This window comes from Janthinobacterium sp. Mn2066 (assembly GCF_049319705.1).
GTDB lineage: Bacteria > Pseudomonadota > Gammaproteobacteria > Burkholderiales > Burkholderiaceae_D > Janthinobacterium.
This window is the reverse complement of the sequence record NZ_JBMOUF010000003.1, coordinates 209672-234431: the sequence shown is the minus strand read 5'-3', so window position 1 is coordinate 234431 and position 24760 is coordinate 209672. Positions and strand designations below refer to the sequence as shown.

Annotated in this window: 27 protein-coding genes; 15 read left to right on the top strand and 12 right to left on the bottom strand. The window is 61.5% G+C overall.

The annotated features are described in order from the left end of the window. Positions 1–166: 166 nt before the first annotated feature. The 3 genes from hemH to ACL9RI_RS07370 all read right to left on the bottom strand — a co-directional run bounded on the left by hemH (position 167) and on the right by ACL9RI_RS07370 (position 4071). Positions 167–1276 carry a ferrochelatase gene (gene hemH, locus ACL9RI_RS07380; RefSeq protein WP_422725930.1) on the bottom strand — a complete coding sequence of 370 codons (1110 nt, stop codon included), beginning with the start codon at positions 1274–1276 and terminating at the stop codon, positions 167–169. A 119-nt stretch (positions 1277–1395) separates the two neighbouring features. Next, a complete protein-coding gene (gene recN / locus ACL9RI_RS07375; protein ID WP_422725929.1) occupies positions 1396–3063 on the bottom strand; it encodes a DNA repair protein RecN in 1668 nt (555 codons plus the stop codon). A gap of 45 nt (positions 3064–3108) precedes the next feature. Continuing rightward, entirely contained in the window at positions 3109–4071 is a 963-nt protein-coding gene (locus ACL9RI_RS07370; protein WP_422725928.1) for an NAD kinase, read from the bottom strand. A gap of 292 nt (positions 4072–4363) precedes the next feature. Between ACL9RI_RS07370 and ACL9RI_RS07365 the strand changes: the two genes are divergently transcribed. From ACL9RI_RS07365 to gloA, 4 genes are all read left to right on the top strand, one after another. Next, entirely contained in the window at positions 4364–4633 is a 270-nt protein-coding gene (locus tag ACL9RI_RS07365; RefSeq protein ID WP_422725927.1) for a hypothetical protein, read from the top strand. Between the two features lie 16 nt (positions 4634–4649). Next, positions 4650–5954 (top strand): PQQ-dependent sugar dehydrogenase, encoded by a 1305-nt coding sequence (locus ACL9RI_RS07360; RefSeq protein ID WP_422725926.1) that lies wholly within the window; start codon positions 4650–4652, stop codon positions 5952–5954. A gap of 78 nt (positions 5955–6032) precedes the next feature. Beyond that, complete coding sequence (locus ACL9RI_RS07355) at positions 6033–6455, top strand: OsmC family protein (RefSeq protein ID WP_422725925.1); 423 nt, start codon at positions 6033–6035, stop codon at positions 6453–6455. A gap of 78 nt (positions 6456–6533) precedes the next feature. Further along, positions 6534–6941 (top strand): lactoylglutathione lyase, encoded by a 408-nt coding sequence (gene gloA, locus ACL9RI_RS07350; protein ID WP_422725924.1) that lies wholly within the window; start codon positions 6534–6536, stop codon positions 6939–6941. Between the two features lie 88 nt (positions 6942–7029). Here the strand turns inward: gloA and ACL9RI_RS07345 are convergent, their stop codons facing one another. The 7 genes from ACL9RI_RS07345 to ACL9RI_RS07315 all read right to left on the bottom strand — a co-directional run bounded on the left by ACL9RI_RS07345 (position 7030) and on the right by ACL9RI_RS07315 (position 12447). Beyond that, positions 7030–8340, bottom strand: coding sequence for a TolC family outer membrane protein (locus ACL9RI_RS07345; protein WP_422725923.1), 1311 nt, complete (start codon positions 8338–8340; stop codon positions 7030–7032). Positions 8341–8489: 149 nt separating this feature from the next. Then, positions 8490–8813, bottom strand: coding sequence for a rhodanese-like domain-containing protein (locus ACL9RI_RS07340; RefSeq protein WP_422725922.1), 324 nt, complete (start codon positions 8811–8813; stop codon positions 8490–8492). Between the two features lie 7 nt (positions 8814–8820). Then, on the bottom strand, positions 8821–9471 hold the full coding sequence (locus tag ACL9RI_RS07335; RefSeq protein WP_300752405.1) for a protein-L-isoaspartate O-methyltransferase family protein: 651 nt from the start codon (positions 9469–9471) through the stop codon (positions 8821–8823). Positions 9472–9640: 169 nt separating this feature from the next. Further along, on the bottom strand, positions 9641–10291 hold the full coding sequence (locus ACL9RI_RS07330) for a TetR/AcrR family transcriptional regulator (protein ID WP_300752404.1): 651 nt from the start codon (positions 10289–10291) through the stop codon (positions 9641–9643). Positions 10292–10437: 146 nt separating this feature from the next. Further along, positions 10438–11214: a molybdopterin-dependent oxidoreductase gene (locus tag ACL9RI_RS07325; protein ID WP_422726134.1), complete on the bottom strand. Its 777-nt coding sequence runs from the start codon at positions 11212–11214 to the stop codon at positions 10438–10440. A gap of 5 nt (positions 11215–11219) precedes the next feature. Beyond that, on the bottom strand, positions 11220–11918 hold the full coding sequence (locus tag ACL9RI_RS07320; protein WP_422725921.1) for a cytochrome b/b6 domain-containing protein: 699 nt from the start codon (positions 11916–11918) through the stop codon (positions 11220–11222). Beyond that, positions 11833–12447: a hypothetical protein gene (locus ACL9RI_RS07315; RefSeq protein ID WP_422725920.1), complete on the bottom strand. Its 615-nt coding sequence runs from the start codon at positions 12445–12447 to the stop codon at positions 11833–11835. Before ACL9RI_RS07315 ends, ACL9RI_RS07320 begins: the two co-directional genes overlap by 86 nt. Before the next feature lie 137 nt (positions 12448–12584). Here ACL9RI_RS07315 and ACL9RI_RS07310 point away from each other — a divergent pair, with 137 nt between their 5' ends. The 8 genes from ACL9RI_RS07310 to ACL9RI_RS07275 all read left to right on the top strand — a co-directional run bounded on the left by ACL9RI_RS07310 (position 12585) and on the right by ACL9RI_RS07275 (position 19938). Continuing rightward, the gene (locus ACL9RI_RS07310) at positions 12585–13541 is read left to right on the top strand and encodes a GlxA family transcriptional regulator (protein WP_422726133.1); all 957 of its coding nucleotides are present in this window, start codon (positions 12585–12587) and stop codon (positions 13539–13541) included. A gap of 135 nt (positions 13542–13676) precedes the next feature. Further along, positions 13677–14405, top strand: coding sequence for an SDR family NAD(P)-dependent oxidoreductase (locus ACL9RI_RS07305; protein ID WP_422725919.1), 729 nt, complete (start codon positions 13677–13679; stop codon positions 14403–14405). A gap of 35 nt (positions 14406–14440) precedes the next feature. Then, positions 14441–15700 carry an MFS transporter gene (locus tag ACL9RI_RS07300; RefSeq protein ID WP_422725918.1) on the top strand — a complete coding sequence of 420 codons (1260 nt, stop codon included), beginning with the start codon at positions 14441–14443 and terminating at the stop codon, positions 15698–15700. Between the two features lie 17 nt (positions 15701–15717). Next, entirely contained in the window at positions 15718–16572 is an 855-nt protein-coding gene (locus ACL9RI_RS07295) for an oxidoreductase (RefSeq protein ID WP_422725917.1), read from the top strand. 160 nt (positions 16573–16732) lie between these two features. Beyond that, the gene (locus ACL9RI_RS07290; RefSeq protein ID WP_422725916.1) at positions 16733–18238 is read left to right on the top strand and encodes a DASS family sodium-coupled anion symporter; all 1506 of its coding nucleotides are present in this window, start codon (positions 16733–16735) and stop codon (positions 18236–18238) included. A gap of 184 nt (positions 18239–18422) precedes the next feature. Then, the gene (locus ACL9RI_RS07285) at positions 18423–19292 is read left to right on the top strand and encodes a GIN domain-containing protein (protein WP_422725915.1); all 870 of its coding nucleotides are present in this window, start codon (positions 18423–18425) and stop codon (positions 19290–19292) included. A 31-nt stretch (positions 19293–19323) separates the two neighbouring features. Continuing rightward, complete coding sequence (locus tag ACL9RI_RS07280) at positions 19324–19602, top strand: hypothetical protein (protein WP_422725914.1); 279 nt, start codon at positions 19324–19326, stop codon at positions 19600–19602. 60 nt (positions 19603–19662) lie between these two features. Beyond that, positions 19663–19938, top strand: a complete 276-nt coding sequence (locus ACL9RI_RS07275; RefSeq protein WP_422725913.1) for a YkgJ family cysteine cluster protein — start codon at positions 19663–19665, stop codon at positions 19936–19938. A gap of 4 nt (positions 19939–19942) precedes the next feature. Here the strand turns inward: ACL9RI_RS07275 and ACL9RI_RS07270 are convergent, their stop codons facing one another. Continuing rightward, entirely contained in the window at positions 19943–20293 is a 351-nt protein-coding gene (locus ACL9RI_RS07270) for a hypothetical protein (protein ID WP_422725912.1), read from the bottom strand. Between the two features lie 45 nt (positions 20294–20338). Beyond that, entirely contained in the window at positions 20339–20575 is a 237-nt protein-coding gene (locus tag ACL9RI_RS07265) for a hypothetical protein (protein WP_422725911.1), read from the bottom strand. A 148-nt stretch (positions 20576–20723) separates the two neighbouring features. On the opposite strand from ACL9RI_RS07265, the gene ACL9RI_RS07260 reads away from it, so the two are divergent. The 3 genes from ACL9RI_RS07260 to recQ all read left to right on the top strand — a co-directional run bounded on the left by ACL9RI_RS07260 (position 20724) and on the right by recQ (position 24751). Beyond that, positions 20724–21494, top strand: a complete 771-nt coding sequence (locus ACL9RI_RS07260) for a DeoR/GlpR family DNA-binding transcription regulator (RefSeq protein WP_422725910.1) — start codon at positions 20724–20726, stop codon at positions 21492–21494. Positions 21495–21549: 55 nt separating this feature from the next. After that, a complete protein-coding gene (locus ACL9RI_RS07255) occupies positions 21550–22698 on the top strand; it encodes an MFS transporter (protein WP_422725909.1) in 1149 nt (382 codons plus the stop codon). 229 nt (positions 22699–22927) lie between these two features. Next, the gene (gene recQ / locus ACL9RI_RS07250; protein WP_422725908.1) at positions 22928–24751 is read left to right on the top strand and encodes a DNA helicase RecQ; all 1824 of its coding nucleotides are present in this window, start codon (positions 22928–22930) and stop codon (positions 24749–24751) included. Positions 24752–24760: the final 9 nt, after the last annotated feature.

The following is a 24760-nucleotide window of genomic DNA, read 5'->3' as shown; positions in this document are numbered from 1 at the left end:
CAGCCTTATCTGCAACCTTATTTGCAGCCTTAAGCTGGCAAACCCGGCATTCTACCAGCCTCGCAACCGCCACCGCCACTGTCGCTGTTGCTCGTTGGAAAATGTGATCGCGCCAGATAACACAAAGCCGCGCAAGCGCGGCTTATTCTGATGGGAGTGAGGGCGCTCAGTTCGTCGCGCCCAATGCCAGGGCGGCCGCGCGGGCTTGCTCCCCGTCCTGCTTGTCGGCTTCGCGCTGGGCCGCCGTCTTCATGGTCGGCCAGCCGATCATGTGCTGCTCGGCAATTTCCGCCAGGCCCGTGATCCAGCGCGGTGTTTCATTCAGGCAAGCGATGTAATGGAACTGCTCGCCACCGGCCGCTTCGAAATCGTGCTTCGCTTCCATGGCGATCTCTTCCAGAGTTTCCAGGCAATCGCTGGTAAAGCCCGGGCATAACAAATCCACCCGCTTCACGCCTTGCTGCGCCAGCGCCACCAGGGTCGGCGCCGTATAGGGCTGCAGCCACTCGGCCTTGCCGAAACGCGACTGGAAGGTCACCAGGTATTGATCTTTGCTCAGGTTTAACTTTTCCGCCAGCAAACGCGCCGTTTTCAGGCATTGGCAGTGGTACGGGTCGCCCAGCAGCAAGGTGCGCTTGGGTACGCCGTGAAAGCTCATCACCAGTTTCTCGGGCCGGCCATGGCTTTCCCAGTGGTTCAGCACAGAGTCGCGCAAGGCGTCGAGATAGGTATCGTGCTCGTGGTATTGCTTGATGAAACGCAACTCGGGCACATTGCGCACCGTGCCGTAATGGGCAAACACGGCATCGTAGATGGAGCCGGTAGTGGTGCCCGAATATTGCGGATAGGCGGGCAGGATGGCGATGCGCTCGCAGCCTTCGCGCTTCAGTTGCGCCAGCACCTCGGACAAGGAAGGCGAACCGTAGCGCATGGCCATGGCCACCGTGACGCCATCGTGGCCGCGCGCAGCCAGCGCGCCGGCCAGCAGCCTGGCCTGCTTTTGCGTATGCACTTTCAGGGGCGAACCTTCACGCGTCCAGATCGAGGCGTATTTCTTGGCCGACTGGCCAGAGCGAAACGGCAGAATGATCAGGTTCAGGATAAACCACCACACGGCGCGGGGAATCTCCACCACGCGCGGATCGGACAGGAATTGCTTCAGGTAACGCCGCACGGCCGACGACGTGGGCGCATCGGGCGTGCCCAGGTTCACCAGTACCACGGCGCTGCGGTCCATACTGCCATGCGTGTAAGGCGGTTCGGTTTGAAATGTCATGTAGGCTTTTCAAGGAATGGTGGTATTAGCCAGCCATTATAGTTGTTAGTACCGGGGTCAGACCCCCGGATGCGTTAGCGCTGAGCTTGACGTTAGCGGCATTGGGGGTCTGACCCCAGTCAAGTCGCCAGCAATTCACGCGCATGCTTGCGCGTGGTGGCGGTGATTTCCAGGCCGCCCAGCATGCGCGCCACTTCTTCCACGCGGGCCTTGGCGTCGAGCATGTCGATGCGCGAGGCGGTCTTGCCATTTTCCAGGGTGCTCTTTGCCACCTGGAAATGCTGGTTGGCCTGGCTGGCCACTTGCGGCAAATGGGTCACGCACAGCACTTGCCGTCCCTGCCCCAGGCGTTTCAGCAGCCGCCCCACCACTTCGGCCACGCCGCCGCCGATGCCGCTATCGACTTCATCGAAGATCAGGGTCGGCGTGGTAGTGGCATGCGAGGTGATCACGGAAATCGCCAGCGCGATACGCGCCAGTTCGCCGCCGGACGCCACTTTCGCCAAGGAACGGGGCGCCGTGCCCGCATGGCCGGCCACCAGGAATTCCACTTGTTCCAGGCCGTGGGCCGCCGGCTCGCACGGGTTCAGGGCAATTTCAAAACTGCCGCCTATCATGCTCAATTCCTGCATGGCGCGGGTCACGGCCTGCCCCAGTTCCAGCGCGGCCGCCTGGCGCGTGGCGGACAAGCGCTCGGCCACGATGCGGTATTCCGCCTCGATTTTCTTTTCCTGGCGCAACAGGCCTTCGATATCGCTGGCGTCGGCCAGGTGCTGCAACTTTTCCGACAGCTTGGCATGTTCGTCCGGCAATTCTTCAGGCTGCACCCGGAATTTACGGGCCGTGCTGTGCATCGCTTCCATGCGCGCATCGAGCTGATGCAGGCGGTCCGGGTCCAGTTCCACCCGGTCCAGATAATTGTTCAGCGCATACACGGATTCCTGCAACTGGATGCGCGACGATTCGATCAAATCGACGATCGGTTGCAATTCCGCATCGACGGACACCAGCTTGCCCAGTTTCTGGTTCAGCGACGACAGTTGCGAGACGATCGGATGGTCTTCCGATTCGGAAATAACGGACAAGGCTTCCTGCGCGCCTTCCAGCAAGCTGGCCGCATGCGACAGCCGGCTGTGTTCATTGGTGATCTCGGTCCATTCGCCGGGCTTGGCCGCCAGTTTTTCCAGCTCGCCCACTTGCCATTCCAGGCGCTCGCGCTCGTACAACACGTTAGCCGCATTGGTTTCGAACTCTTCACGCTGGCGCACCAGCGCGCGCCAGCGCTTGTGCAGCGCCGCCACCTGGCGCGCATCGTGTTCCGCGCCCGCTTCGCGCGCCGTGGCCTGGCCATCGAGCAAGGCCCGCTGGGCTTCGCTTTTCAGCAAGGACTGGTGCGCATGCTGACCGTGGATGTCGACCAGCATGTCGCCCAGTTCGCGCAATTGCGCTGCCGTGGCGGCGATGCCGTTGATATAGGCTTTCGAGCGGCCCGCATTGTCGATCACGCGGCGCAGCAAGGCGCCGCCATGGTCGTTGGCAAACTCATTGGCCACCAGCCAGGCTTGCGCCACTTCGCTGACGGAAAAATCGGCCGTGATATCGGCCTTGGCCGCCCCTTCGCGCACCACGCTGGCGTCGCCCCGGCCGCCCAGCGCCAGGGTCAGCGCATCGATCAGGATGGATTTACCGGCGCCCGTTTCGCCCGTCAGCACGCTGAAGCCTGCGGAGAATTCCAGTTCTATGGTATCGACAATGACAAAATCGCGGATGGACAGTGTATGGAGCATAGGCTTCAGTAATTAAGCGGCGGACCGCAGGTTGGCGTGGAAAAACTAGCTAAGCTTGCCCTCGCCCGACGGGTACTCGTTCCAGTGCAGTTTTTCACGCAGGGTGTGGTAATAACTCCACCCTTCGGGATGCAGGAAGGTAATCGCGTGCGGCGAACGGCGTATCAGGATGCGGTCTTGCTGGCTCAGGCTGGCGAAAGTCTGCATGTCGAAATTGACGCTGATATCGCGTCCGCGCACGATCTCGACCACGATCTGGCTGGAATCGGGCAGCACGATGGGCCGGTTCGACAAGGCATGCGGCGCGATCGGCACCAGCACGATGCCGCCCAGGGTCGGGTGCAGCAGCGGGCCGCCGGCCGACAGCGCATAGGCGGTCGAACCGGTCGGCGTGGCGATGATCAAGCCGTCCGAGCGCTGGTTGTACATGAAGTGCCCATCGACTTCGACCCGCAATTCCGCCATGCCGGCGCCCGTGCCGCGCGAAACGACCACATCATTGACGGCCAGGCCCACGTGGATGGCTTGCCCATCGCGCAGCACGCTGCCTTCTAACAAGGTGCGGCGCTCGGCCTTGAAACGGCCGCTGAGGATTTCCGCCAGCACCGGCAGCATGCGGTCGAGTGGAATATCGGTCATGAAACCCAGGCGGCCCTGATTGATGCCGATCAAGGGTACGTCGAATGGCGCCAGCTGGCGCGCAATGCCCAGCATGGTGCCATCGCCGCCCATGACGATGGCGCAATCGGCGGCGGCGCCGATCTCGGCCGCCGTCATCGCGCATACGCCCGTGAACACCAGGTGCGCGGCCGTCTCCGCTTCAAACACGACGCGGTGGCCCAGCCCCTGCAGAAAGTCGACGATGCTGCGCACGGAGTCGACGATGCCGTCGGTATTCTGGCGCACGACCAGGGCAATGGTCTTGGCGCCCTGGTTAAAGTTCGGCACTGCGTTGGACTCTGCGGCAGGCAGGTCCTTGGGCAAGTCAGCGTGTTTATCGACGGGCATAAAAGTCTCGGCAAATGAATTCGGTGGCAATACGCCCCAGGCTTGCACCCGCCAGCAATCAAAAACTGCTGTCAAAATACTGTATATATGAACAGTATAGTGCGATGGCGGCATGCCCGCAAGAGGCGTTCGGTAAGTCTTGCATGCAGTGTAATCGGGATGGCAGGACAGGAATAGCACAAAAGAAGCCGCCATGTGTGCGTCAACGCGCCGTCGGCCCTCGTTTGTGCTTGTAGACTGGCTGGCAATGGCGCGATGTGCTTCGTGCGCCCCCCACACTACAGGAGGCCATATGGTTGCCGAACATGCCGACCGCAAGATCAATACCGATGAAAAGGTCAAGAATGATGGCGCGCGCCGCTTGCCGCATGAGCGCGACGAATCGCCCGATGCGCAGCACCCGAAACAGCGCGGCGTGATGAAACAGGCTGCCAGCGACCTGGAACAGGGCCTGGTCGATACCGACCGCCGTGCCCAGCCTGGGGTAGAAAAAGTCAAGCCGGCGCCGCCACGGCAAGCCAGGCCCGAAGCCGGGTCCGATACCGATACCAAACCAGACTGAACACCAGGGAGCCACCATGCGACAGCTTGCTTACGTCCTGACATTGACGGCGCTGGCCAGCGCCAGCCTGGCCCATGGCCAAACCATGCCGCCCGGCTTTGGTCCCAACCCCGTCTTGCCGGCGCCCGAGAAACAACTGATTCCCACCGTAAACGTGGCGCCCGTGCAGCGCTGGCAAGGCAAGGCGCACCCCACGGTGGCGGCCGGCTTTGCCATCAGCGCCTATGCGAGCGGCCTCGACCATCCACGCTGGCTGTATGTCTTGCCGAATGGCGACGTGCTGGTGGCGGAAACCAATGCGCCGCCCAAGCCCGACGATAACAAGGGCATCAAGGGCGCCATCATGCAGATGCAGATGAAAAAGGCGGGCGCCGGCACCACCAGCGCCAACCGCATCACCCTGCTGCGCGGCCTCGATGCACATGGCGTGGCGCAATCGCGCACGGTCTTCCTGCAAAACTTGCAGTCGCCGTTCGGCATGGCGCTGGTGGGCAACGATTTATACATTGCCAATGCCGATGCGCTGGTGCGCTTCCCCTACCAGGCCGGGCAGACCAGCATCACGGCGCAGGGCACGAAAGTGATGGACTTGCCTGGCGGCCCCATCAACCATCACTGGACCAAGAACGTGGTGGCCAGTCCTGACGGCAAGTTCCTGTATGTCTCGGTGGGGTCGAACAGCAATGTAGGCGAGAATGGCATCGCGGCGGAACAGGGCCGCGCCGCCATCTGGCAATTCGAGCGCGCCACCGGCAAGGCGCGCCTGTATGCCAGCGGCTTGCGCAATCCGAACGGCATGGATTGGCAACCGTCGAGCAAGGTGCTGTGGACGGCCGTCAATGAACGCGATGAACTGGGTAACGAGCTGGTGCCGGACTACATGACGTCGGTCAAGGATGGCGCGTTTTATGGCTGGCCCTACAGCTATTACGGCCAGCATGTCGACACGCGCGTCAAGCCGCCACAGCCCGATATGGTGGCCAAGGCGATCGCGCCCGACTACGCGCTGGGGGCGCACACGGCGTCGCTGGGCCTGGCCTTTTATGACAGCAAGCTGTTCCCTGAGCGCTATCAGGGCGGCGCCTTTATCGGCCAGCACGGCTCCTGGAACCGCAAGCCGTTCAGCGGCTATAAAGTCATCTTCGTGCCGTTTGCCCAGGGCGTGCCGTCGGGACCGCCACAGGATTTCGTCAGCGGCTTTCTGGACGCCGATGGCCATGCGCAAGGCCGGCCCGTCGGCGTCGCCGTCGACAAGGCGGGCGCGCTGCTGGTGGCCGACGACGTGGGCAACGTGATTTGGCGCGTGGCGCCGGCAAAGTAAAAACAGTGTGACGCAACGAACGGAAGCGCAAGGGTGTGGCGCGCATGATGAACGTTCATACCACGCAAGGAGGACATCATGAAAAAAACAGGATCGGCCGTCTGGAGTGGCGGCCTTAAAGACGGCAAGGGGTTTATTTCCACCCAAAGCGGCGCACTCGACAATATTCCTTACGGCTTCAACACGCGTTTTGAAGACAAGCCCGGCAGCAACCCCGAAGAATTGATCGGTGCTGCCCATGCCGCCTGTTTCACCATGGCCTTGTCGGGCCAGCTGGGCGAAGCGGGCTTGCGCGCTTCAGCCCTGAAAACCACGGCCGATGTGACGCTGGAAAAAATCGATGACAGTTATGCGATCACGGCGGTGCACCTGACCTTGACGGCCAGCATACCGGGGGCGACGGATGCGGTTTTCCAGGACGCAGCGCTGCGGGCCAAGCTGGGCTGTCCGGTGTCCAAATTGCTGGCCACGCAAGTGACTTTGGACGCCCATCTGGAATAAATTCTATGCCGGCCTCAGCAGAATCGTCGCAAAACGCATAAAATCCTGCCATTCCCCTATCACCATCAAGGATTTACGATGCGTATTTTGCACACCATGTTGCGGGTCGGCGACCTGCAACGCTCTATCGATTTCTACACCAAGGTGCTGGGCATGAAGCTGCTGCGCACCAGCGACAATCCGGAATACCAGTACACGCTGGCCTTCGTCGGCTATGGCGCGAATCCAGACCACGCGGAACTGGAACTGACCTATAACTACGGCACCAGCAGCTACGACCTGGGCACGGCCTACGGCCATATTGCCATCTCGGCCGAAGATATCGTTGCCGCCTGCGACGCGGCGCGCGCCAATGGCGGCAATGTCACGCGCGAACCGGGCCCCGTAAAAGGCGGCAATACCGTGATCGCCTTCATCACCGATCCCGATGGCTACAAGATCGAATTGATCGAGCGCAAGTTCGACGGCCAGGGTGCAGGACTCTAATCGCGGACTCTGATCTCATTACGGCGTACGAAAAAAAACCAGCCCCGTTACCGGTGCTGGTTTTTTTATGCCTGCCGAATGAACTGGATTATCTGTCGAGCAGCGCGTTCACGGGCATCAGGTCCGTTTCCTTCAGGGTGCCAGCCGCCGACTTCAGGCGCAAGCCATTCATGATGGTGTCGTAGCGGGCTTTCGACAGGTCTTTTTGCGTCGAGAACAATTGTTTCTGCGCATTCAAGACGTCGATATTGATACGCACGCCCACTTGATAACCCAGCTGGTTCGATTCCAGCGCCGATTTGCTCGACACTTCCGCCGCTTCCAGCGCCTTCACTTGCGCCAGGCCACTGTTGACGCCCAGGTAAGCCTGGCGCGCATTTTGCGCAGCCGTGCGGCGCGCCGTTTCCAGGTCGTTGCGGGCCTTGTCTTCCAGCGCGATCGATTCGCGCACCTTGCTGGTGACGGCAAAACCGCTGAAGATCGGGATGCTCCACTGCACGCCGATGGCGTTGTTGTTGCTGCCGCCCGCCCCCGCCGTGGTGTAGGTGTGGCCTGTGTTGGCGATCAGGTCCAAGGTCGGGTAATGGCCGGCACGGTTGCGACCGATATCACGCTTGGCCGACTCCACGTTGAACTGGGCCGTGACGACACCATAGTTCTGCTCTTCGGCCGACGATACCCACGGCTCGACGGCGGCAGGCTCGGGCGCATTGAGCAGCACGCCGGTGCGCATTGGCGCCAGCGCCGGCGCCGTTGTGCCGATAATGGTTTGCAGGGCGCTGCGCTTGTTGGCCAGGTCATTGATGGCGGCAAACTCTTGCGCTACCACCAGGTCGTACGCCGCTTGCGCTTCGTGCGTGTCGGTAATGGTTTGCGTGCCGACTTCAAAATTGCGCTTGGCCGATGCCAGCTGTTCTGTCGTCGCGACTTTTTGCGCCTGGGTCGCGCCCAGATTATCTTGCGCGCTCAGCACGTCGAAATACGCTTGCGCCACGCGGGTGATCAAATCTTGTTGCACTTGCGCGAATTGCGCTTCGGCAATCGCCTGCGCCAGCTTGCTTTGCTGATAGGTTTCCCAACGGTCCCAGCGGAACAGCGGTTGCGCCAGGGTCAGGTTATACGTATTCGTGTGGACATTCACGGTCGGCATGGTGATCTGGTTCGGACCGATCTGCTCAATATTGCCGCGCGTATTGCTGCCCGAAGCGGAAATTTGCGGCAGCAAACCTGCCATGCCTTGCGGAACCCTTTCCATGCCGGCCGACAGGGCAGCGCGCGCGCTGGCGTACTGCGCGTCATTGGCCAAGGCCTGTTGGTATACCTGGATGAGATCGGCCGCGTGCGCATAGCTCGAGAAAAAAGCGCTGGTCATCAGCACGGCGATAAGGGGTTTCCGCATTGCATTTCTCCGTTGGAGTCGTCAAAAGTTGATCAAATCAAAAATTTGGTACTGCCTTGCGCCCGTCTGATTCTGGATAAATGCGGGCTGCAATCATCCACAGGCGTGCACGCAGTGCGCGCCTGGGATCACATCTTTACTACGCGTACTTAGTATTTGGACATGGCGCTGTCGACTTGCACAGCCCAGGCATGCATGCCGCCCGTCAAATTACTGATCTTGCCAAAACCATGGTGCTCCAGGAAGGCAGCGACATTCAGACTGCGGGCGCCGTGATGGCAGATGCAAACGATCTCGGCATCTTCATCGAGATCATCGATGCGCCCAGGAATCGACTGCATCGGCATCAAGGTAGCGCCGTCGAGCTGGCAAATCTCGAATTCCCATGGTTCGCGCACATCGAGCAGCAAGGGACGCGGGCGGGCGGGATCAGCCAGCCAGGCGGCCAGCTGTGGTGCACTCAAATGCTCCATCGCCGTCTCAGAACTGGAAGTGCGACGGCGCCACTGCCTGCAGCGGCGCAACATTGGTTTCAAATACCTTGCGCGTATCGTAAGCCTTGTCCGAGCTGCGGGTGATCAGGTGCGCCGACATGATCGGTGCTTCACCGATGATGGCCAGGATGCGGCCGCCCACTTTCACCTGTTGCAAGATCGCCTCAGGCAAGACTGCCAGCGCGCCGGACACCACGATCACATCGTAAGGTGCAGCCTTGCTCCAGCCCTGGGCGCCATCGCCCAGCTCGACGGTCACGTTCGTCACGCCGTTGGCGGCCAGGGTTTGCTCGGCCAGCGTTTTCAGTTGCGGCACGATTTCCACCGTCGTCACATGACGCGCCTTGTGCGCCAGCAACGCAGCCATGTAGCCGCTGCCGGTGCCGATTTCCAGCACGTTCTCGTGCTTCTTGACAGCAACTTCTTGCAAAATACGGGCTTCCAGCTTAGGCGTGAACATGCTTTCACCGCCGCTCAGAGGAATTTCGGTATCGATGAACGCCAGGTTCTTATAGGCTGCCGGCACGAAATCTTCACGCTTGACCACATTCAACAGCTCCAGTACGTCGAGGTCCAGTACGTCCCATGGACGGATTTGCTGTTCGATCATATTGAAGCGGGCTTGTTCGATATTCATCTTTAGACTCGGTAAGTGAAGTAATAATCCGCCATTTTATCGTTGAACTGGCTGAAAGCACATGGTAACGATAAAGATGGGGGATGGAGGAAATTTGCGACGATCTGCAGATTTGAGGGGGTGAACCTTGGAAAATGGGCAACTGAACGGTAGCGTTCCTCTGCCGGCCTCAGTTTTTTGCGGGCGGCTGCAGGTACAAACCGCGCAAACTGATATCAATAAAGGTATGCATATAGTCCACAGGATCGATATCCTTGGGGTCGCACGGCAGGAAGGAATGCGTCCACATCATCAGCATGGTCACCGGCGCACTGATGATGGCGCTGACGATCACCGGGTCGACCTGGCGGAACTCGCCGCGCGCGATGCCGCGCGTGATCACGCTGGTCAGTAAACCGTTGCCGCGCGTCACCACTTCTTCGTTGTAAAACTGTGCCAGTTCCGGGAAATTGTTGGCTTCGGCCATCATCAGCTTGGTCAAGCCGGCCAGGCGCGTGGCGCCAAACTGTTCCCACCACTGCATCAAAATGCTGCGCAACAAGTCCGCGCTGCTGCTTTCGGAAGTGGCCAGGCTGTCTTCCACTTCGCCGATCGCATGCACGATATTGTCGCGCACCACGGCCTTGAACAGCTCCTGCTTGTTTTCGAAATACAGATACAAGGTCCCCTTCGACACACCGGCCCGCTTCGCCACATCCTCCAGACGCGTCGACGCAAAGCCCCGTTCGACGAACAAATCGAGGGCGGCGGCGAGCAATTCCTGTGGGCGGGCATCCTTGCGCCGCTCCCAGCGGGGCTTGGTATCAATCTGGGCGTGCATGTCTGATCCGGGTAACTTACTTTCGAGTCATTAATGTTAGCCCTGTATACCAGGCAGGTCAAGCGCCAGTGGCCCCTTAGCCGCCAATCGAAACGTAAATGAATTGCCAATCTACAACATTGGCAACATTTGCCGCCATGCTCGCTTCACGATCCCCCAAACCAGTTATACCCCTGGTTTTCCCAGTAACCACCCGGATAGTCATTGGTCACGCTGATCGCCACGATATGCTTGGGGTTCTTGTAGCCGAGCTTGGTCGGAATGCGCAGCTTCAGCGGGAAGCCGTATTGCGGTGGCAGCAGCTGGCCGTCATAGGTCAACGTCAGCAAGGTTTGCGCATGCAGTGCGGTGGGCATGTCGATGCTGGTCCAGTAATTGTCGGCGCAATGCAGCGAGACGTACTTCGCGGTGAGGTCGGCGCCTGCCTGCTGCAGGAAGTCGGCGAAGCGCACGCCGCCCCAGTGGCCGATGGCGCTCCAGCCTTCGATGCAAATATGGCGCGTGATCTGGCTCGCCTGTGGCAGCGCGCCCAGTTCCGCCAGGGTCCAGGCGCGCTTGCCCTTGGCCAGCCCACTGACCTGCAGCCGATAGCTGGCGGGGTCGACCTCGGGAACCTCATCGATGCCATAAAACGCGTTGAAGGGAAACGGGCGCGTGATCATCGATTCGGGATACGTGGGCGCCATCTGCCGCGGATTGAACAGCAGGGCTTGCGCCTGGTCGTTAAAACCCGACATTGTGCGCAGCATCATGTTGATGGAGCTGTCCGTGGACAAATCGCAGCCGGACAGCAAGGACAAGCCGCCCAGGGTCAGCACCTGCTTGCCCAGCAGCCGGCGCGCGGGATTGCCCAGTTCCTTGCGCGCATCGCTGAGGATGGCGTCAGCGTGGGAAGACATCGGCAGTCTCTTTTTATGCAGCATCATGGCTAGCGTCCTCGCAACATCAATAACAGCGAGCGCGGCACCAGGGCGACCATGATCACATGCACGACAAAGAACCCCAGCAAGAGCCCCATTGCCAGGAAATGCACCACGCGCGCGTTGTCATAGCCGCCCATCAATGTGCGCAGCAGCGGCAATTGCACGGATTTCCATAGCACCAGGCCCGACACGACAAGCAGCGCCAGGTCGATAATGACAATCCAATAGGCAAGTTTCTGCAAGCAGTTGTAGCGGCCGGGATCTGCATGGCCCAGCCTGCCACGTAGCGCGGCGACGGCATCGCTTGCCAGTGACTGCAGGCTGAGCGGCAACAGTTTTCGCCGCAGCCGTCCGCTAGCGATATTCCATCCCAGGTAGACAAGCAAATTGGCGGTCAATATCCACATGACCGCAAAGTGCCATTGCAAGGCGCCGCCCAGCCAGCCGCCCAGAGTCATGCCTGGAGGAAAATGGATCACTGGAAAAATCGGCGAGGCAGCATAGATTTGCCAGCCACTGCCGGCCATCAATGCGACAGCGCCGGCGTTGATCCAGTGCGTGATACGGACCCAGACGGGTTGAAGAGTGGCATGGCGCACGGCGGCCTCGCAATGACAATCAGAACTGCGGCGCCATGCCGTCTTTTTCGACGAACAACACTTGCGCTTCATACACGCCTTTCGCGCCTGCCGTGACCACGGCAAACATTTTTTTGCCGGCCATCAGGTCCGTTTTGCTGGCCGGAACCGGCGTCACCACGGGCACGTTTTTCGGCACGGTCACGGTGCTGCTGCCGCCCTTGTAGGACAGGTGCAATTCCTGGCCAGTGGCGCCGGTCACCATGGAGACGACATTGGCGTTGGTCATGGTGCTATTGGGACCGAAGTCATAGGCAAAATGCCCTTCGGCAGTGCCGCGCGCCGCTTCAGGGAAGACGATCAGCGACGTCGCCGTCAATTTGCCATCGCTGCCGGTGAGCGCCGGCGTGCCCACGTAAGAGCCGACCCTGGCGTCGGCCAGCCTGGCCGGCTTGAAGGCCGACACGCCGATATTCGGCTGGACATGGATAGCGACGGTGTCGCCGCTCTTGCGGTGGACGGTCAGCAGGTCGCCTTTGAAGGACACGATATCGCCACGGATGCGTTCCGGCTTGACGTCATGCGTTTGCGCAAACGACACGCTCGACAAGGCCATGGCGGCGCACAAGACGCCTAGTTTGTAATGAAACGACACGGGTTACTCCCTCTGGATAAATACGATTGAACTGCGATCAGTGTCTGCATGAACCATTCATGCGGCACGGAGGACTATACGAATTCGGCATGCGGGCGTATATTGTCCCGATCGACAATTACGGTATCGATCCTGCCATGCGGATTTTTATTCTTGCACTCGAGGGCGTGTTCGACACGGGCCTGGCCACCATGTTCGACAGCTTGAGCATGGCCAACGCCCTGGCGCAGGCAACGGGTATCGCGGCCGAGCCGTTCGACATCAGCGTGGTGGGCGTGCGGCCGGAAGTGCGCACGGCGCTAGGGATGCAGGTGCCCGTCCGCGCCATCGGCGATGCCGCTGCGCCGGACTGGATCATCTTGCCGGCGCTCAACCACATGAATGCCGAGGCGCTGGTGCCGGTACTCGGCCGTGACGATGTCATCGATGCCATGGCGGCCTTGCGCCGCTGGCACCGTGGCGGCGCCAGGGTTGCGGCGGCCTGCACCGGCACCTTCGTGCTGGCGGAAAGCGGCTTGCTCGACGGCCACGCCGCCACCACCACCTGGTGGTTGTCGGCCTTATTCCGGCAGCGCTACCCACGCGTCCACCTCGATGCCCATCGGATTGTCGTACCCAGCGGCAACGCGCTGACGGCAGGCGCTGCGCTCAGCCACCTTGACCTGGCTTTGTCCCTGATACGCAGCAGCAATCCCGAGCTGGCGACGCTGGTGGCCAAGTACCTGGTCTACGATACGCGGCTGTCGCAATCCGTGTATGCGATCTCGGACCATATCGCCCATGCGGACCCGCTGGTCGAGCGTTTCGACCGCTGGGTGCGCGAACACCTGGGCACGGCGATCTCGCTCGATACGGTCGCCGATGCCCTGGCGACCAGCAAGCGCACCCTGACGCGGCGCCTCAATGCCGTGTTCGGCAAGACCCCCGTCGAGTACATCCAGGACCTGCGGGTGGAACGTGCCGTGCATTTGCTCAAGACGAGCAAGCTGACCGTCGACCGCATCGCCGAGCAAGTCGGCTATGCCGACGGCGTGACCTTGCGCACCTTGCTGCGACGCAGGATAGGCAAGGGCATACGTGAGTTGCGGTCGTGATTCAGCCGCATTGATAACACGATGTAACTACTGATGATCCCCCGTCTGTATTTATTCCGCCGCCCCTCCGGCGTACAGTGAGCCTGTCCGATCAATATGGATCGGACCTCAGCGATCACTTACCTGGAGTTCATTATGTCCCAGCAGCAAAAAACCATCATCGTCACCGGTGCCTCGCAAGGCATCGGCGCAGGCGTCGTCGAAGCATTCCTGAACCGCGGCTACAACGTGGTGGCCACCTCGCGCAGCATCAGCCAGGGCGGCGCGTTCGTCCCATCGGACAGGCTGGCGCTGGTCGATGGCGACATTGCCGACGCCGCCACCGCAGCCAAGGTTGTCGACACCGCCGTGCAGAAATTCGGCGGCATTGACGGCCTGGTCAACAACGCCGGCATTTTTATCGCCAAGCCTTTCCTTGACTACACGCAGGACGATTTCAACGCGCTGGTACGCACCAACCTGGAAGGCTATCTGTACGTCAGCCAGCTGGTGATCAGGCAAATGCAGGTGCAGCAGCGTGGCGGCAGCATCGTCGGCATCAGCAGCACCCTGGTCGATGCGCCGAACACTGCGCTGACCGCCGCCGTGCCGATGATGACCAAGGGCGGCATGGACGCCGTCAGCCGCAGCCTGGCGTCGGAATTCGCCAAGGATGGCATCCGCGTCAACGTGGTCGCGCCAGGCTCGGTCGACACGCCGCTCTTGAAAGGCATACCGCACGACTTCCTGAAATCGCTGCACCCGCTGGGCACGATTTCCAGCGTGGCCGAGATTGCCGACGCAGTGCTCTACCTGACCGAAGCGAAGCAAGTCACGGGCGAAGTGCTGCGCGTGGACGGCGGCGCCCATAACGGCAAATGGTAATGCAGCGCTAACCCGGACCATAGACGGAGCCGATCATGAGCAGCAGCGCCAGCAGTACCCTGGCAAAAACGGACAGCGACAGTTACGCACAACGCAATGCCCGCTATTGGCGGCGCAACCTGGCGATCTGCGTGTTTGGTTCCTTTACTACCCTGGTCAGCCTGACGTTGCTGCTGCCCTTCCTGCCGATTTATGTGGAACAGCTGGGCGTGCATGGCAATGCCGCCATCGTCGAATGGTCGGGCATCGCCTTTGGCGCCACCTTCCTCGGCACCGGCCTCACGGCGCCGCTGTGGGGCTATCTGAGCGACCGCTACGGCCGCCGGCCCATGCTGATCCGCGCAGCCGTCGGCATGGCCTTGCTGATGCCCTTGATCGGCCTGGCGCACAATGTCTGGCAACTGGTGCTGCTGCGCCTGGCGGCAGGCTTGATCGGCGGCTACGCGTCTTCCGCCACGGTGCTGGTGGCCACGCAAACGCCGCGCGAGCAGGCCGGCTGGGCGCTGGGCATCCTGTCGACGGGCGCGCTGTCCGGCGGCTTGATTGGCCCGCTGATCGGCGGCTTGCTGCCGGGGCTGATCGGCATACGCCAGACTTTTTTCCTCGGCGGCGGCGTGATCGCCGTGGCGGCAGTGGTGACGATGCTGTTTGTCCGCGAAGACTTCCAGCCCGCGCCATCGACCGCAGCGCGGGCCGAACCGGTCAAGCTGGGCGGCGCGCTATGGCTGGCGGCTGCGCCGATGTTTGGCACCGCCATGCTGGTGCTGTTTTCAAATATGTCGATCGAACCGATCATTACCGTGTATTTACGCGAAATCGGCGTCGACCGCACCCAGGTAGTGCTGTGCGCCGGCGTGGTGATGGCCGCCTCGGCCTTCGGCAGCCTGCTGATGGCGGCGCGCCTGGGCCGCCTGGCCGACCGTATCGGCGGCGGCAAGGTGATTGTTTATTGCCTGCTGGCAGCGGGCGTCCTGCTGATACCGCAAGCATTCGTGACGCAATGGTGGCAACTGGTGGGCCTGCGTTTCCTGATGGGCATGGCGCTGGCCGGCTTGCTGCCGTCGATCGCCAAGGTCATCCGCCAGTCGGTGCCGGAAAAAGCGCTCGGCAAGGTACTCGGATATTCGCAATCGTCGCAATACGCGGGCCAGGTGCTCGGGCCCCTGCTCGGAGGCGCCCTGGGCGGCATGGCAGGCATGCGTTCGGTGTTTTTCCTGACCAGCGCACTGCTGCTGGCCGGCGCCGGCCTGAATTATCTGTTGCTGGACAAGCTGGCGTTGCGCGCCACCCCATAAACGAAAGAATGACTGCCATGGAAAACAAGAGTCACCATCATGCGCGCCGTACCTGGCTGATCACCGGCGTCAGTTCCGGCCTGGGCCTGGCGTTTGCCCAGGCTGCGCTGGCCGCTGGCCATACCGTGATCGGCACCGTGCGCAAGGAGGCCGATCGGGCCGGCTTCGAGCAGCTGGCAGAGAGACGCGCGCATGCCATCGTGCTCGACGTCAGCGACTTTGCGGCCATCGAACCGGCCGTGGCGCAAGCGGTGCAGGCTGTCGGCCCGATCGATGTGCTGGTCAACAATGCCGGCTATGGCCATGAAGGCACGCTTGAGGAGTCGCCGCTGGAAGATTTGCAGCGTCAATTCGAGGTCAACGTATTCGGTGCGGTGGCGATGATCAAGGCGGTGCTGCCGCCAATGCGCGAGCGCCGCAGCGGCTGCCTCGTCAACGTCACGTCGATGGCAGGCATTGCAGCGCTACCGGGCATTGCCTATTACAGCGGCAGCAAGTTTGCGCTGGAAGGCATCAGCGCATCGCTGGCGCAGGAAGTGGCGCCGTTCGGCGTGCGGGTGATCGCCATGGCGCCCGGCTCCTTCCGGACCGACTGGGCCGGGCGCTCGATGGTGCGGGCCCATCGCCACATCGCCGACTATGACGCCTTGTTCGATCCCATCCGCGACGCGCGCAAGGCCAAGAGCGGCGTGCAGGCCGGCTCCCCTGCCAGGGCGGCGCAAGTCTTGCTGCAGATCGTGGAAGAAGAACTGGCGCCGCGCCATCTGCTGCTCGGCAGCGACGCCCTGCAACTGGTGCGCGCGCGTATCAGTGCGCTGGCTGCCGAACTCGATCGGTGGGAAGCGGTGAGCTTGACGACCGATTATCTGTAACTGCTTTGAAAGAAATTGACCTGGGTAAAGTCCTTTTCAAGACCTTTCCTATCGTGCCCCTGTCATTATCAAGTTTGCATTATCATCCTTTATGATGTTGCCCGAAAGAATGCTTTCGGGGACCAGCAGCCATCGCGGCTGCCATTTGAAAGGATGAATGATGTACAAGACGATCAGCGAAATGTTGCGGCATTTCAAGGAAGCCGTGCCGTTCCGGCTGGTGCCGGCCGTGATTTCCACGGTGGTGCTGATAACCCTGTTGCTGCTGCCCACCCCGGATGGACTCACGCCCAAGGCCTGGTCGCTGGTGGCGATATTTCTCACCACTATCGTGGCGATTATTCTGAAAGTGATGCCGATCGGCGTGATGGCGATGATGGCCATCGTGATCGTGTCGCTGTCGCAAGTGACTTCAACGTCATCGAAGGGCGCCATCACGGATGCCCTGAGCAGTTTTTCCAATCCCCTGATCTGGCTGATCGTGGTGGCCATCCTGATTTCGCGGGGCTTGAAAAAAACGGGGCTGGGCAGCCGCATCGGCCTGATGTTCATTGCGCTGCTCGGCAAGCGCACCATCGGCATCGGTTATGGCCTGAGCATTTGCGAGCTGGTGCTGGCGCCGTTTACTCCTAGCAACACCGCGCGCGGCGGCGGCATCGTGCACCCGATCATGAAATCGATCGCCAACGCCTTCGATTCAGACCCGGCCAAGGGCACGCAGGGCAAGGTCGGCACCTACCTGGCGCTGGTCAACTACCACGCCAACCCCATTACCTCGGCCATGTTCCTGACAGCCACCGCGCCCAATCCGCTGGTAGTGGACTATGTCGCCAAGGTCAGCAACCAGAGTTTCCATCTGAGCTGGACCACCTGGGCCCTGTGTATGCTGCTGCCGGGCCTGGTGTGCCTGCTGGTGATGCCGTTAATCATCTATTGGCTGTCGCCGCCGGAACTGAAGGCCACGCCCAACGCCGTCGATTACGCGAAAAAGGAATTGGCACAGATGGGGCCGCTGTCGCCCTCGGAAAAAGTCATGCTGGGCACTTTCGGCCTGCTACTGGTGCTGTGGGCCAACGTGCCAGCCATGCTGTTCGGCCACGCCTTCTCGCTCGACCCGACAGTGGTCGCTTTCGTGGGCCTGTTCGTGCTGATCATCACGGGCACCATCGACTGGGACGACGTGCTGTCGGAAAAAAGCGCCTGGGACACCCTGGTGTGGTTTGGCGCGCTGGTGATGATGGCCGAGCAATTGAACAAGACGGGCGTGATCGCCTGGTTTTCGGCCGGCATGAAGGGCGCGATCGTGTCCAGCGGCATGGACTGGCTGCCGATTGCCGCGGTACTGGTGCTGGTGTTCGTGTTTTCCCACTATTTCTTTGCCAGCACCACCGCCCATATCAGCGCCATGCTGCTGGCCTTCCTGACGGTGGGCGCGCAGTTGATCCCGCCTGAATACATGGTGCCCTTCATGCTGATGATGACGGCCGGCTCGGCCATCATGATGACCCTGACCCATTACGCCACGGGCACCTCGCCCATCATCTTTGGCAGCGGTTTCGTGACCATGGGCGCCTGGTGGCGCGTGGGCTTCGTGATGTGCCTGGTCGAACTGCTGATCTTTGCCGTGGTCGGCACGGGCTGGTGGAAAGTGCTGGGATATTGGTAAAGTGAAAGCATCGCGAAAAACGGGCGGATCTGCACTTCAGCCCCCGTTTTTCGCAGTTCATCGCATTTCTGCCCAGCAGGCATATCAGCTTTGCTACATTCTCATCGACAGCTCGGCAGCCGCAGCGCGGCAGCCGGCTTTTTGACATTGAAGAGCAATAACAATCATAAATAAAGGATTTACCATGCGTACTTTGCTGGCCCTGTGCTGCGCCGCCGTCGCCCTGAGCGGCTGCATCATCATCACCCCCAACGATGGCGACATCCGCTATACCAGCGATGCAGGCAGCAGCACGGCAGGCAACCAGCAAACCATCCGCGACGAACGTCCCGTCAGCAGTGTCAACGGGCTCGACATCGACATGATGAGCCGCGCCGACCTCAGGATCGAAGTGCGCGTGGGTCCGGCGTCATCGCTGGCGATCGAGGCGGACAGTAATCTGCAGCCGCTGATCCATAGCGATATCAATGGCGATACCCTGCGCATCTGGAGCGATAAGAATTTGCGCAGCAACAATGGCATCACCATCGTTTACACCACGCCACAACTGAACAAGATCAGCGTTTCCGGCCCTGGCCGCCTGGTCGCCACCGGCTTGAATGGCCAGGACCTGAGCCTGGTACAACGCGGTTCACTGAAAAGCGAATTGTCAGGCAATGTCACGCACCTCGATATCGCCAATTACGGCTCGGGCACCATCAATGCAACGGCCCTGAACAGCGGCAATAGCGACGCCGTCGTCAATGGTTCCGGCCGCATCAACCTGGGCAATGTCCGTGGCGAGCGCGTCAATATAGCGGTGAACGGTTCGGGCAGCATCAGCGCCAGCGGCGCCGTGCAGCGCCTCGACGCCAACCTGAACGGTTCAGGCAATCTGAATCTGGCGACCCTGAACAGCGACACCGCCTACCTGGCCAGCAATGGTTCCGGCAACATCGACGCCACCAGCCTGAAGGAAGTCAACGCGCGCGCCGCCGGCTCGGGCCGCATCAGCGTGCATGGCAACCCGGCCAAGAGCACGGTGTCAGGCACCCGCGTCAGCATCGTGCGCTAAGCGCGCCTGGCCAGCACTTGCAAGCGCCAGTATGACTTTTCTCATTGCATGGTTGTTGCTCACGGCCATCTTCGTGGCCGTGAATGCCTGGGCGGCCCTGCACCGCCCCATGCGTTCTCTCTACATGCTGCCTTTCACCGCGCTGGTGTTTGCCACAGGCATCTACCAGTTAGCCGGCAGCCTGGGCCTGTTCAGCCGGCTGGCCCTGGCGCTGCTGGCCTTCTGCCTGGGCCTGTGGGGCACCGTGCACCTGTGTGCATTCTTCACCGAACGGCGCCACGCGCGCGCGCAAGGAAAAATACCGCGCTGACGGCCAGCCGGCACGGCTTGCTATACTGTCGGCCCTACACCTGCTTTCCTGATCATCCGAATGCCGTCATCCGCCCCCCTGGCGTGCCGCCCGTCCTGCGGCGCCTGCTGCACCGCGCCGTCCATCACCAGCCCGATTCCCGGCATGCCGAACGGCAAGCCGGCCGGCGTGCGCTGCGTGCAACTGGCCGATGACAACCGCTGCCTGATCTTCGGCCAGGCGGCGCGGCCGGCATTTTGTGGCGGTTTGCAACCATCCGCGGAAATGTGCGGCGACAGCCGCGAATATGCGGTGCACTGGCTGGGGGAACTGGAGCGGCTGACGGCGCCCGCCTGAGACTTCAAACGCTGTGCAGCATACTCTCCAGTACAAATTCAAGTTTGGCTACAGTAGTGTTGATGGCAGGAAGCACAGTCGCTTGCAAGCTGGCACAATCGATCTCGACTTGGATGCTTTGCGGCCGATGATTGCCGGGATACTTCCTCAGGGATAAACGTACGCTGGTGTCGGAGAGCCAATGATCAGCCTCCACCGACCAGCGCTGTTCGTCGAAGGCAAACAAGGCAGCATTGCGCTGCACGTCCCATAGCTGCGGGCTCAGCACCCACTGCGAATTGCCCGCTTCCCAGACACGCGCTTGCAACGCAAAACGCTGGTTGGGCGATGTCGATAATATTTCCATGGCTGCCATGATATGGCGAGGCGCCCGGCAAGAGACATGCGCTGGTGCGGCTGATCAGTCCCACTTTTCAGGGGACGCTTCCTTGCGCATGCGCTGGTATTCCATCAACAGCCCCACCGCGGTATAAGCCGCCAGTGCGATCAGGGAATCGCGCACGTCGCCCAGACCAAGCGTGCCATTGCGCTGCCAGTGCATGGTATTGAGTACCACCAGCAAGCCGGGCATGCCCCATCCACCTCGGCGGACGGCGCGAAACAACAAGGTTTTTGCGGTAGCGATATTCAAAAACATGATGCTCTCTCGATAGCAATTCCAATCTCACAACTCTAGCAGTAATTTATCTTCGTATGGAAATAGTTACATTCGGATCTCATCGCGCTTGACTCAATATGCACGTTTGCGTATATTTATCCTCATTAATGCACGTTTCTGACTAGCCATGACTTCTACCCTGCTCCTCAAACAACGCCAGACCCTGATCCAGCAACAGCTGCAAGCCGATGGCCGTGTGCTGGCGCTCGATCTGGCGCGCCAGCTCGATGTGTCGGAAGACACGATACGGCGCGACCTGCGCGAAATGGCCGCTGCCGGACTATGCCAGCGCGTGTATGGCGGCGCCCTGCCGCTGGCGCCCGATGGCGGCACCTTGAGCCAGCGCAAGCATGAATCGCCCGAACGCAAGGCCAGCCTGGCGCAGGCGGCCGTCTCGCTGGTGCGCGCGGGGCAGGTGCTGTTTATCGATGCGGGGTCGACCAATCTGGCAATTGCCAGCGCCTTGCCGCAGTTAGCGCTCACTATCATCACCAATGCGCCGTCAATTGCCATGGCCCTGATGGAGCGCACTGAGATCGAACTGATCATTGCAGGCGGCAGGGTCGACCGCCGCGCGGGCGCCAGCCTGGGTCCGCAAGCGCTGCGCACGGTTGAACGCATGCGGCCCGACCTGTGTTTCCTCGGCGCCTGCGGCGCCGACGTGGATGCGGGCGTGACGGCGTTCAACTACGACGAAGCCGAGTTCAAGCGCAGCATCGCCGGCGCCAGCAAGGCCGTGGTGGTGGCCGCCACCAGCGACAAGCTGGGCACGGCCGCGCCGTTTGGCGTGCTGGCCACCGGCCTGCTGCAGCATCTGGTGCTGGAAGCGGACGCCGATGCAGTGCACGCGGACGCGTTTGAACGGCTCGGCGTGCATGTTTTGCGCGCACGCAAATAATCTGCCAATCAATAATCTGCCAATACTCCCTAACCCTCTCACTGAAAAGCTCGTCATGCAACTCACCGGTACCCTGCAACAACGCGCCACGCGCCTGGTTTTCTTTGCGGCCGGCTTCGGCATGGCCGCCTGGGCTCCACTCGTGCCCTACGCCAAATCACGCCTGGGCCTCGATGAAGCCACCCTGGGCTTTTTATTGCTGTGCCTGGGCGGCGGCTCGCTGTGCGCGATGCCGTTTACGGGCGTGCTGGCGGCACGCTTTGGCTGCCGCAAAGTGATTCTCGCCGCTGGCTTGCTGTTCGTCGCGATCCTGCCGGGCCTGGCGTTGGCCAACAGCCCGCTGGAACTGGGCCTGGTATTGCTGCTGTTTGGCGCCGCCATGGGCACGTTCGACGTGGCCATCAATATCCAGGCCGTGATCATCGAGAAGGCCAATGGCGGCTCGATGATGTCGGGCTTCCATGCCTTGTTCAGCGTGGGCGGTTTCGCCGGCGCCGGCTTCATGGCCCTGCTGTTATGGCTGGGCCTGACGCCGGCCTGGTCCTGCGTGGTGATGATGGTGCTGCTGTGCGGCGTGCTGGCCGCTGCGCAAGCCCACCTGCTGCCGACGGTGTCGAACCCGGGCGAAAAAACGCCGCTGTTCGTGATGCCGCATGGCGCCGTGATCCTGATCGGCCTGATGTGCTTTATCGTCTTCCTGGCCGAAGGCGCCATCCTCGACTGGAGCGCCCTGTTCCTGACCACCACGCGCGGCGTAGCCGAAGCACAAGGCGGCCTGGGCTACGCTGCCTTCGCGATTGCCATGACACTGGGCCGTTTTACCGGCGACAAGGTAGTGCGCCGCTTTGGCGGAAAGCGGGTACTCACCTTCGGAGGACTGTGCGCGGCCAGCGGCTTCTTCCTGGCCGTGCTGGCGCCAGTTGCCAGCCTGGCCCTGGCCGGCTTCGTGCTGATCGGCCTGGGCGCCGCCAATATCGTGCCCATCCTGTTTACGGCGGCCGGCAGCCAGAAAGCCATGCCGGCCAGCCTGGCCGTGGCCGCCATCACCACCATCGGCTACGCAGGCATCCTGGCAGGTCCGGCCGTGATCGGTTTCGTGGCCCACGCCACCAGCCTGAACATTTCATTTGCCATGCTGGGCTGCGCCCTGCTGCTGGTCGCCGCCAGCGCGCGCCTGGTGGCAGCGTCCAAACAGGCTGCCTGATTCCTCCTTTCCCTGGCGGCGACGGTAAAAAACCGCGCCAGCCAGCGCCTGAACCACGACCGCGAGGCGCTCTCGTGGTAAGCTTCGACCCCGCGCCACATGCAAACGTTGCGCGGTGACCCCTCCTGTCATGTATACCCATTCAGTTCGGATAGTTCAGATATCGCCATGGCCTTGATCAATATGCCGTGGCCATGTCGGCCCGCTTTTGCGGGCAGAATAAGGCACTATGAATCAAGATCTTAACGAGCGCGCGCTGCATTTGCTGCAAACCGTTTTTGGCTACCCTGCTTTCCGTGGCCAGCAGGCCGACATTGTCGACCATGTCAGCCATGGCGGCGACGCGCTGGTACTGATGCCCACCGGCGGCGGCAAGTCGCTGTGCTACCAGATCCCCGCGCTGCTGCGCGATGGCGTCGGCGTGGTCGTCTCGCCGCTGATCGCCCTGATGCAGGACCAGGTCGACGCCTTGGCAGAGGTTGGCGTACGCGCCGCCTTCTTGAATTCCACCCAGACCTACGAAGAAGCCAGCCGCATCGAGCGCCTGGTGCGCACCGGCCAGATCGACGTGGTGTACGTGGCGCCCGAACGACTGATGACGCAGCGCTGCCTGGACCTGTTCCAGGCCTCGAAAATTTCCCTGTTCGCCATCGACGAGGCGCATTGCGTGGCCCAGTGGGGCCATGACTTCCGCCCGGAATACATCAAGCTGTCGGTGCTGCACGAGCAGTTCCCGGACGTGCCGCGCATCGCCCTGACAGCCACCGCCGATCCCCAGACGCGCGCCGAAATCGCCCTGCGTTTGCAACTGGACGACGCGCGCCAGTTCGTCTCTTCGTTCGACCGCCCGAATATCCGCTACCAGATCGTGGAAAAGGCCAACGGCCGCAAACAGCTGCTGGACTTTATCACCACCGAACACGCGGGCGACTGCGGCATCGTCTACTGTTTGTCGCGCAAAAAGGTAGAAGAGACGGCCGACTTCCTGAACGAAAACGGCATCCGCGCCCTGCCCTATCACGCCGGCATGGAGTACGCCAAGCGCAGCGCAAACCAGGCCCGCTTCCTGCGCGAAGAAAACATCGTCATGGTCGCCACCATCGCCTTCGGCATGGGCATCGACAAGCCCGACGTGCGCTTCGTGGCCCACCTGGACCTGCCAAAAAGCATCGAGGGCTATTACCAGGAAACGGGGCGCGCAGGCCGCGACGGCATGGCCGCCAATGCCTGGATGGCGTATGGCTTGCAGGACGTGGTGCTGCAGCGGCGCATGATCGATGAATCGGAAGCCGACGAAACCTTCAAGCGCGTGCTGGGCGTGAAACTCGACGCCATGCTGGGCCTGTGCGAAACCCTCAGCTGCCGCCGCATGCGGCTGCTCGAATATTTCGGCCAGCCCGCCACGCCCTGCGGTAATTGCGATACCTGCCTGGTGCCGCCCATCTCCTTCGATGGCACGGTGCCGGTGCAAAAACTGCTGTCGGCGATTTACCGGGTCGACCAGCGCTTTGCGGGCGGCCACGTGATCGACGTGCTGCGCGGCGTGGAGTCCGAGCGCATCAAGACCTGGCACCACGATTCCTTGTCCGTGTTCGGCATCGGCGCCGACCTGGGCGAAGCGGAATGGAAATCGATCCTGCGCCAGGCCATCGCGCTGGGCCTGGTCTCGGTCGACCATGAACAATACAGCTCGCTGAAACTGACGGACGCCTCGCGCCCCGTGCTCAAGGGCGGCCAGAAGGTGCAGCTGCGCCAGTACCAGAAACCCGTCAAGACCAGCAAGCGCAGCACCAGCGTGGCCAAGGGCTACGTGGAGACGGATTTGTCAGCCAGCGAACAGGCCATCTTCGACAAGCTGCGCTGGTGGAGGGTGGAGACGGCGCGCGCCCACAACGTGCCGGCGTATGTGATCTTTGTCGACGCCACCCTGCGCGAAATCGCCAAGGCCAAGCCCACCTCGCTGGAACAGATGCGCGGCGTGAGCGGCGTAGGCGAGAAAAAACTCGCTTCGTATGGCGACGAGATCGTCGCCATGATCATCGAACTGACCTGATCCCGGCTC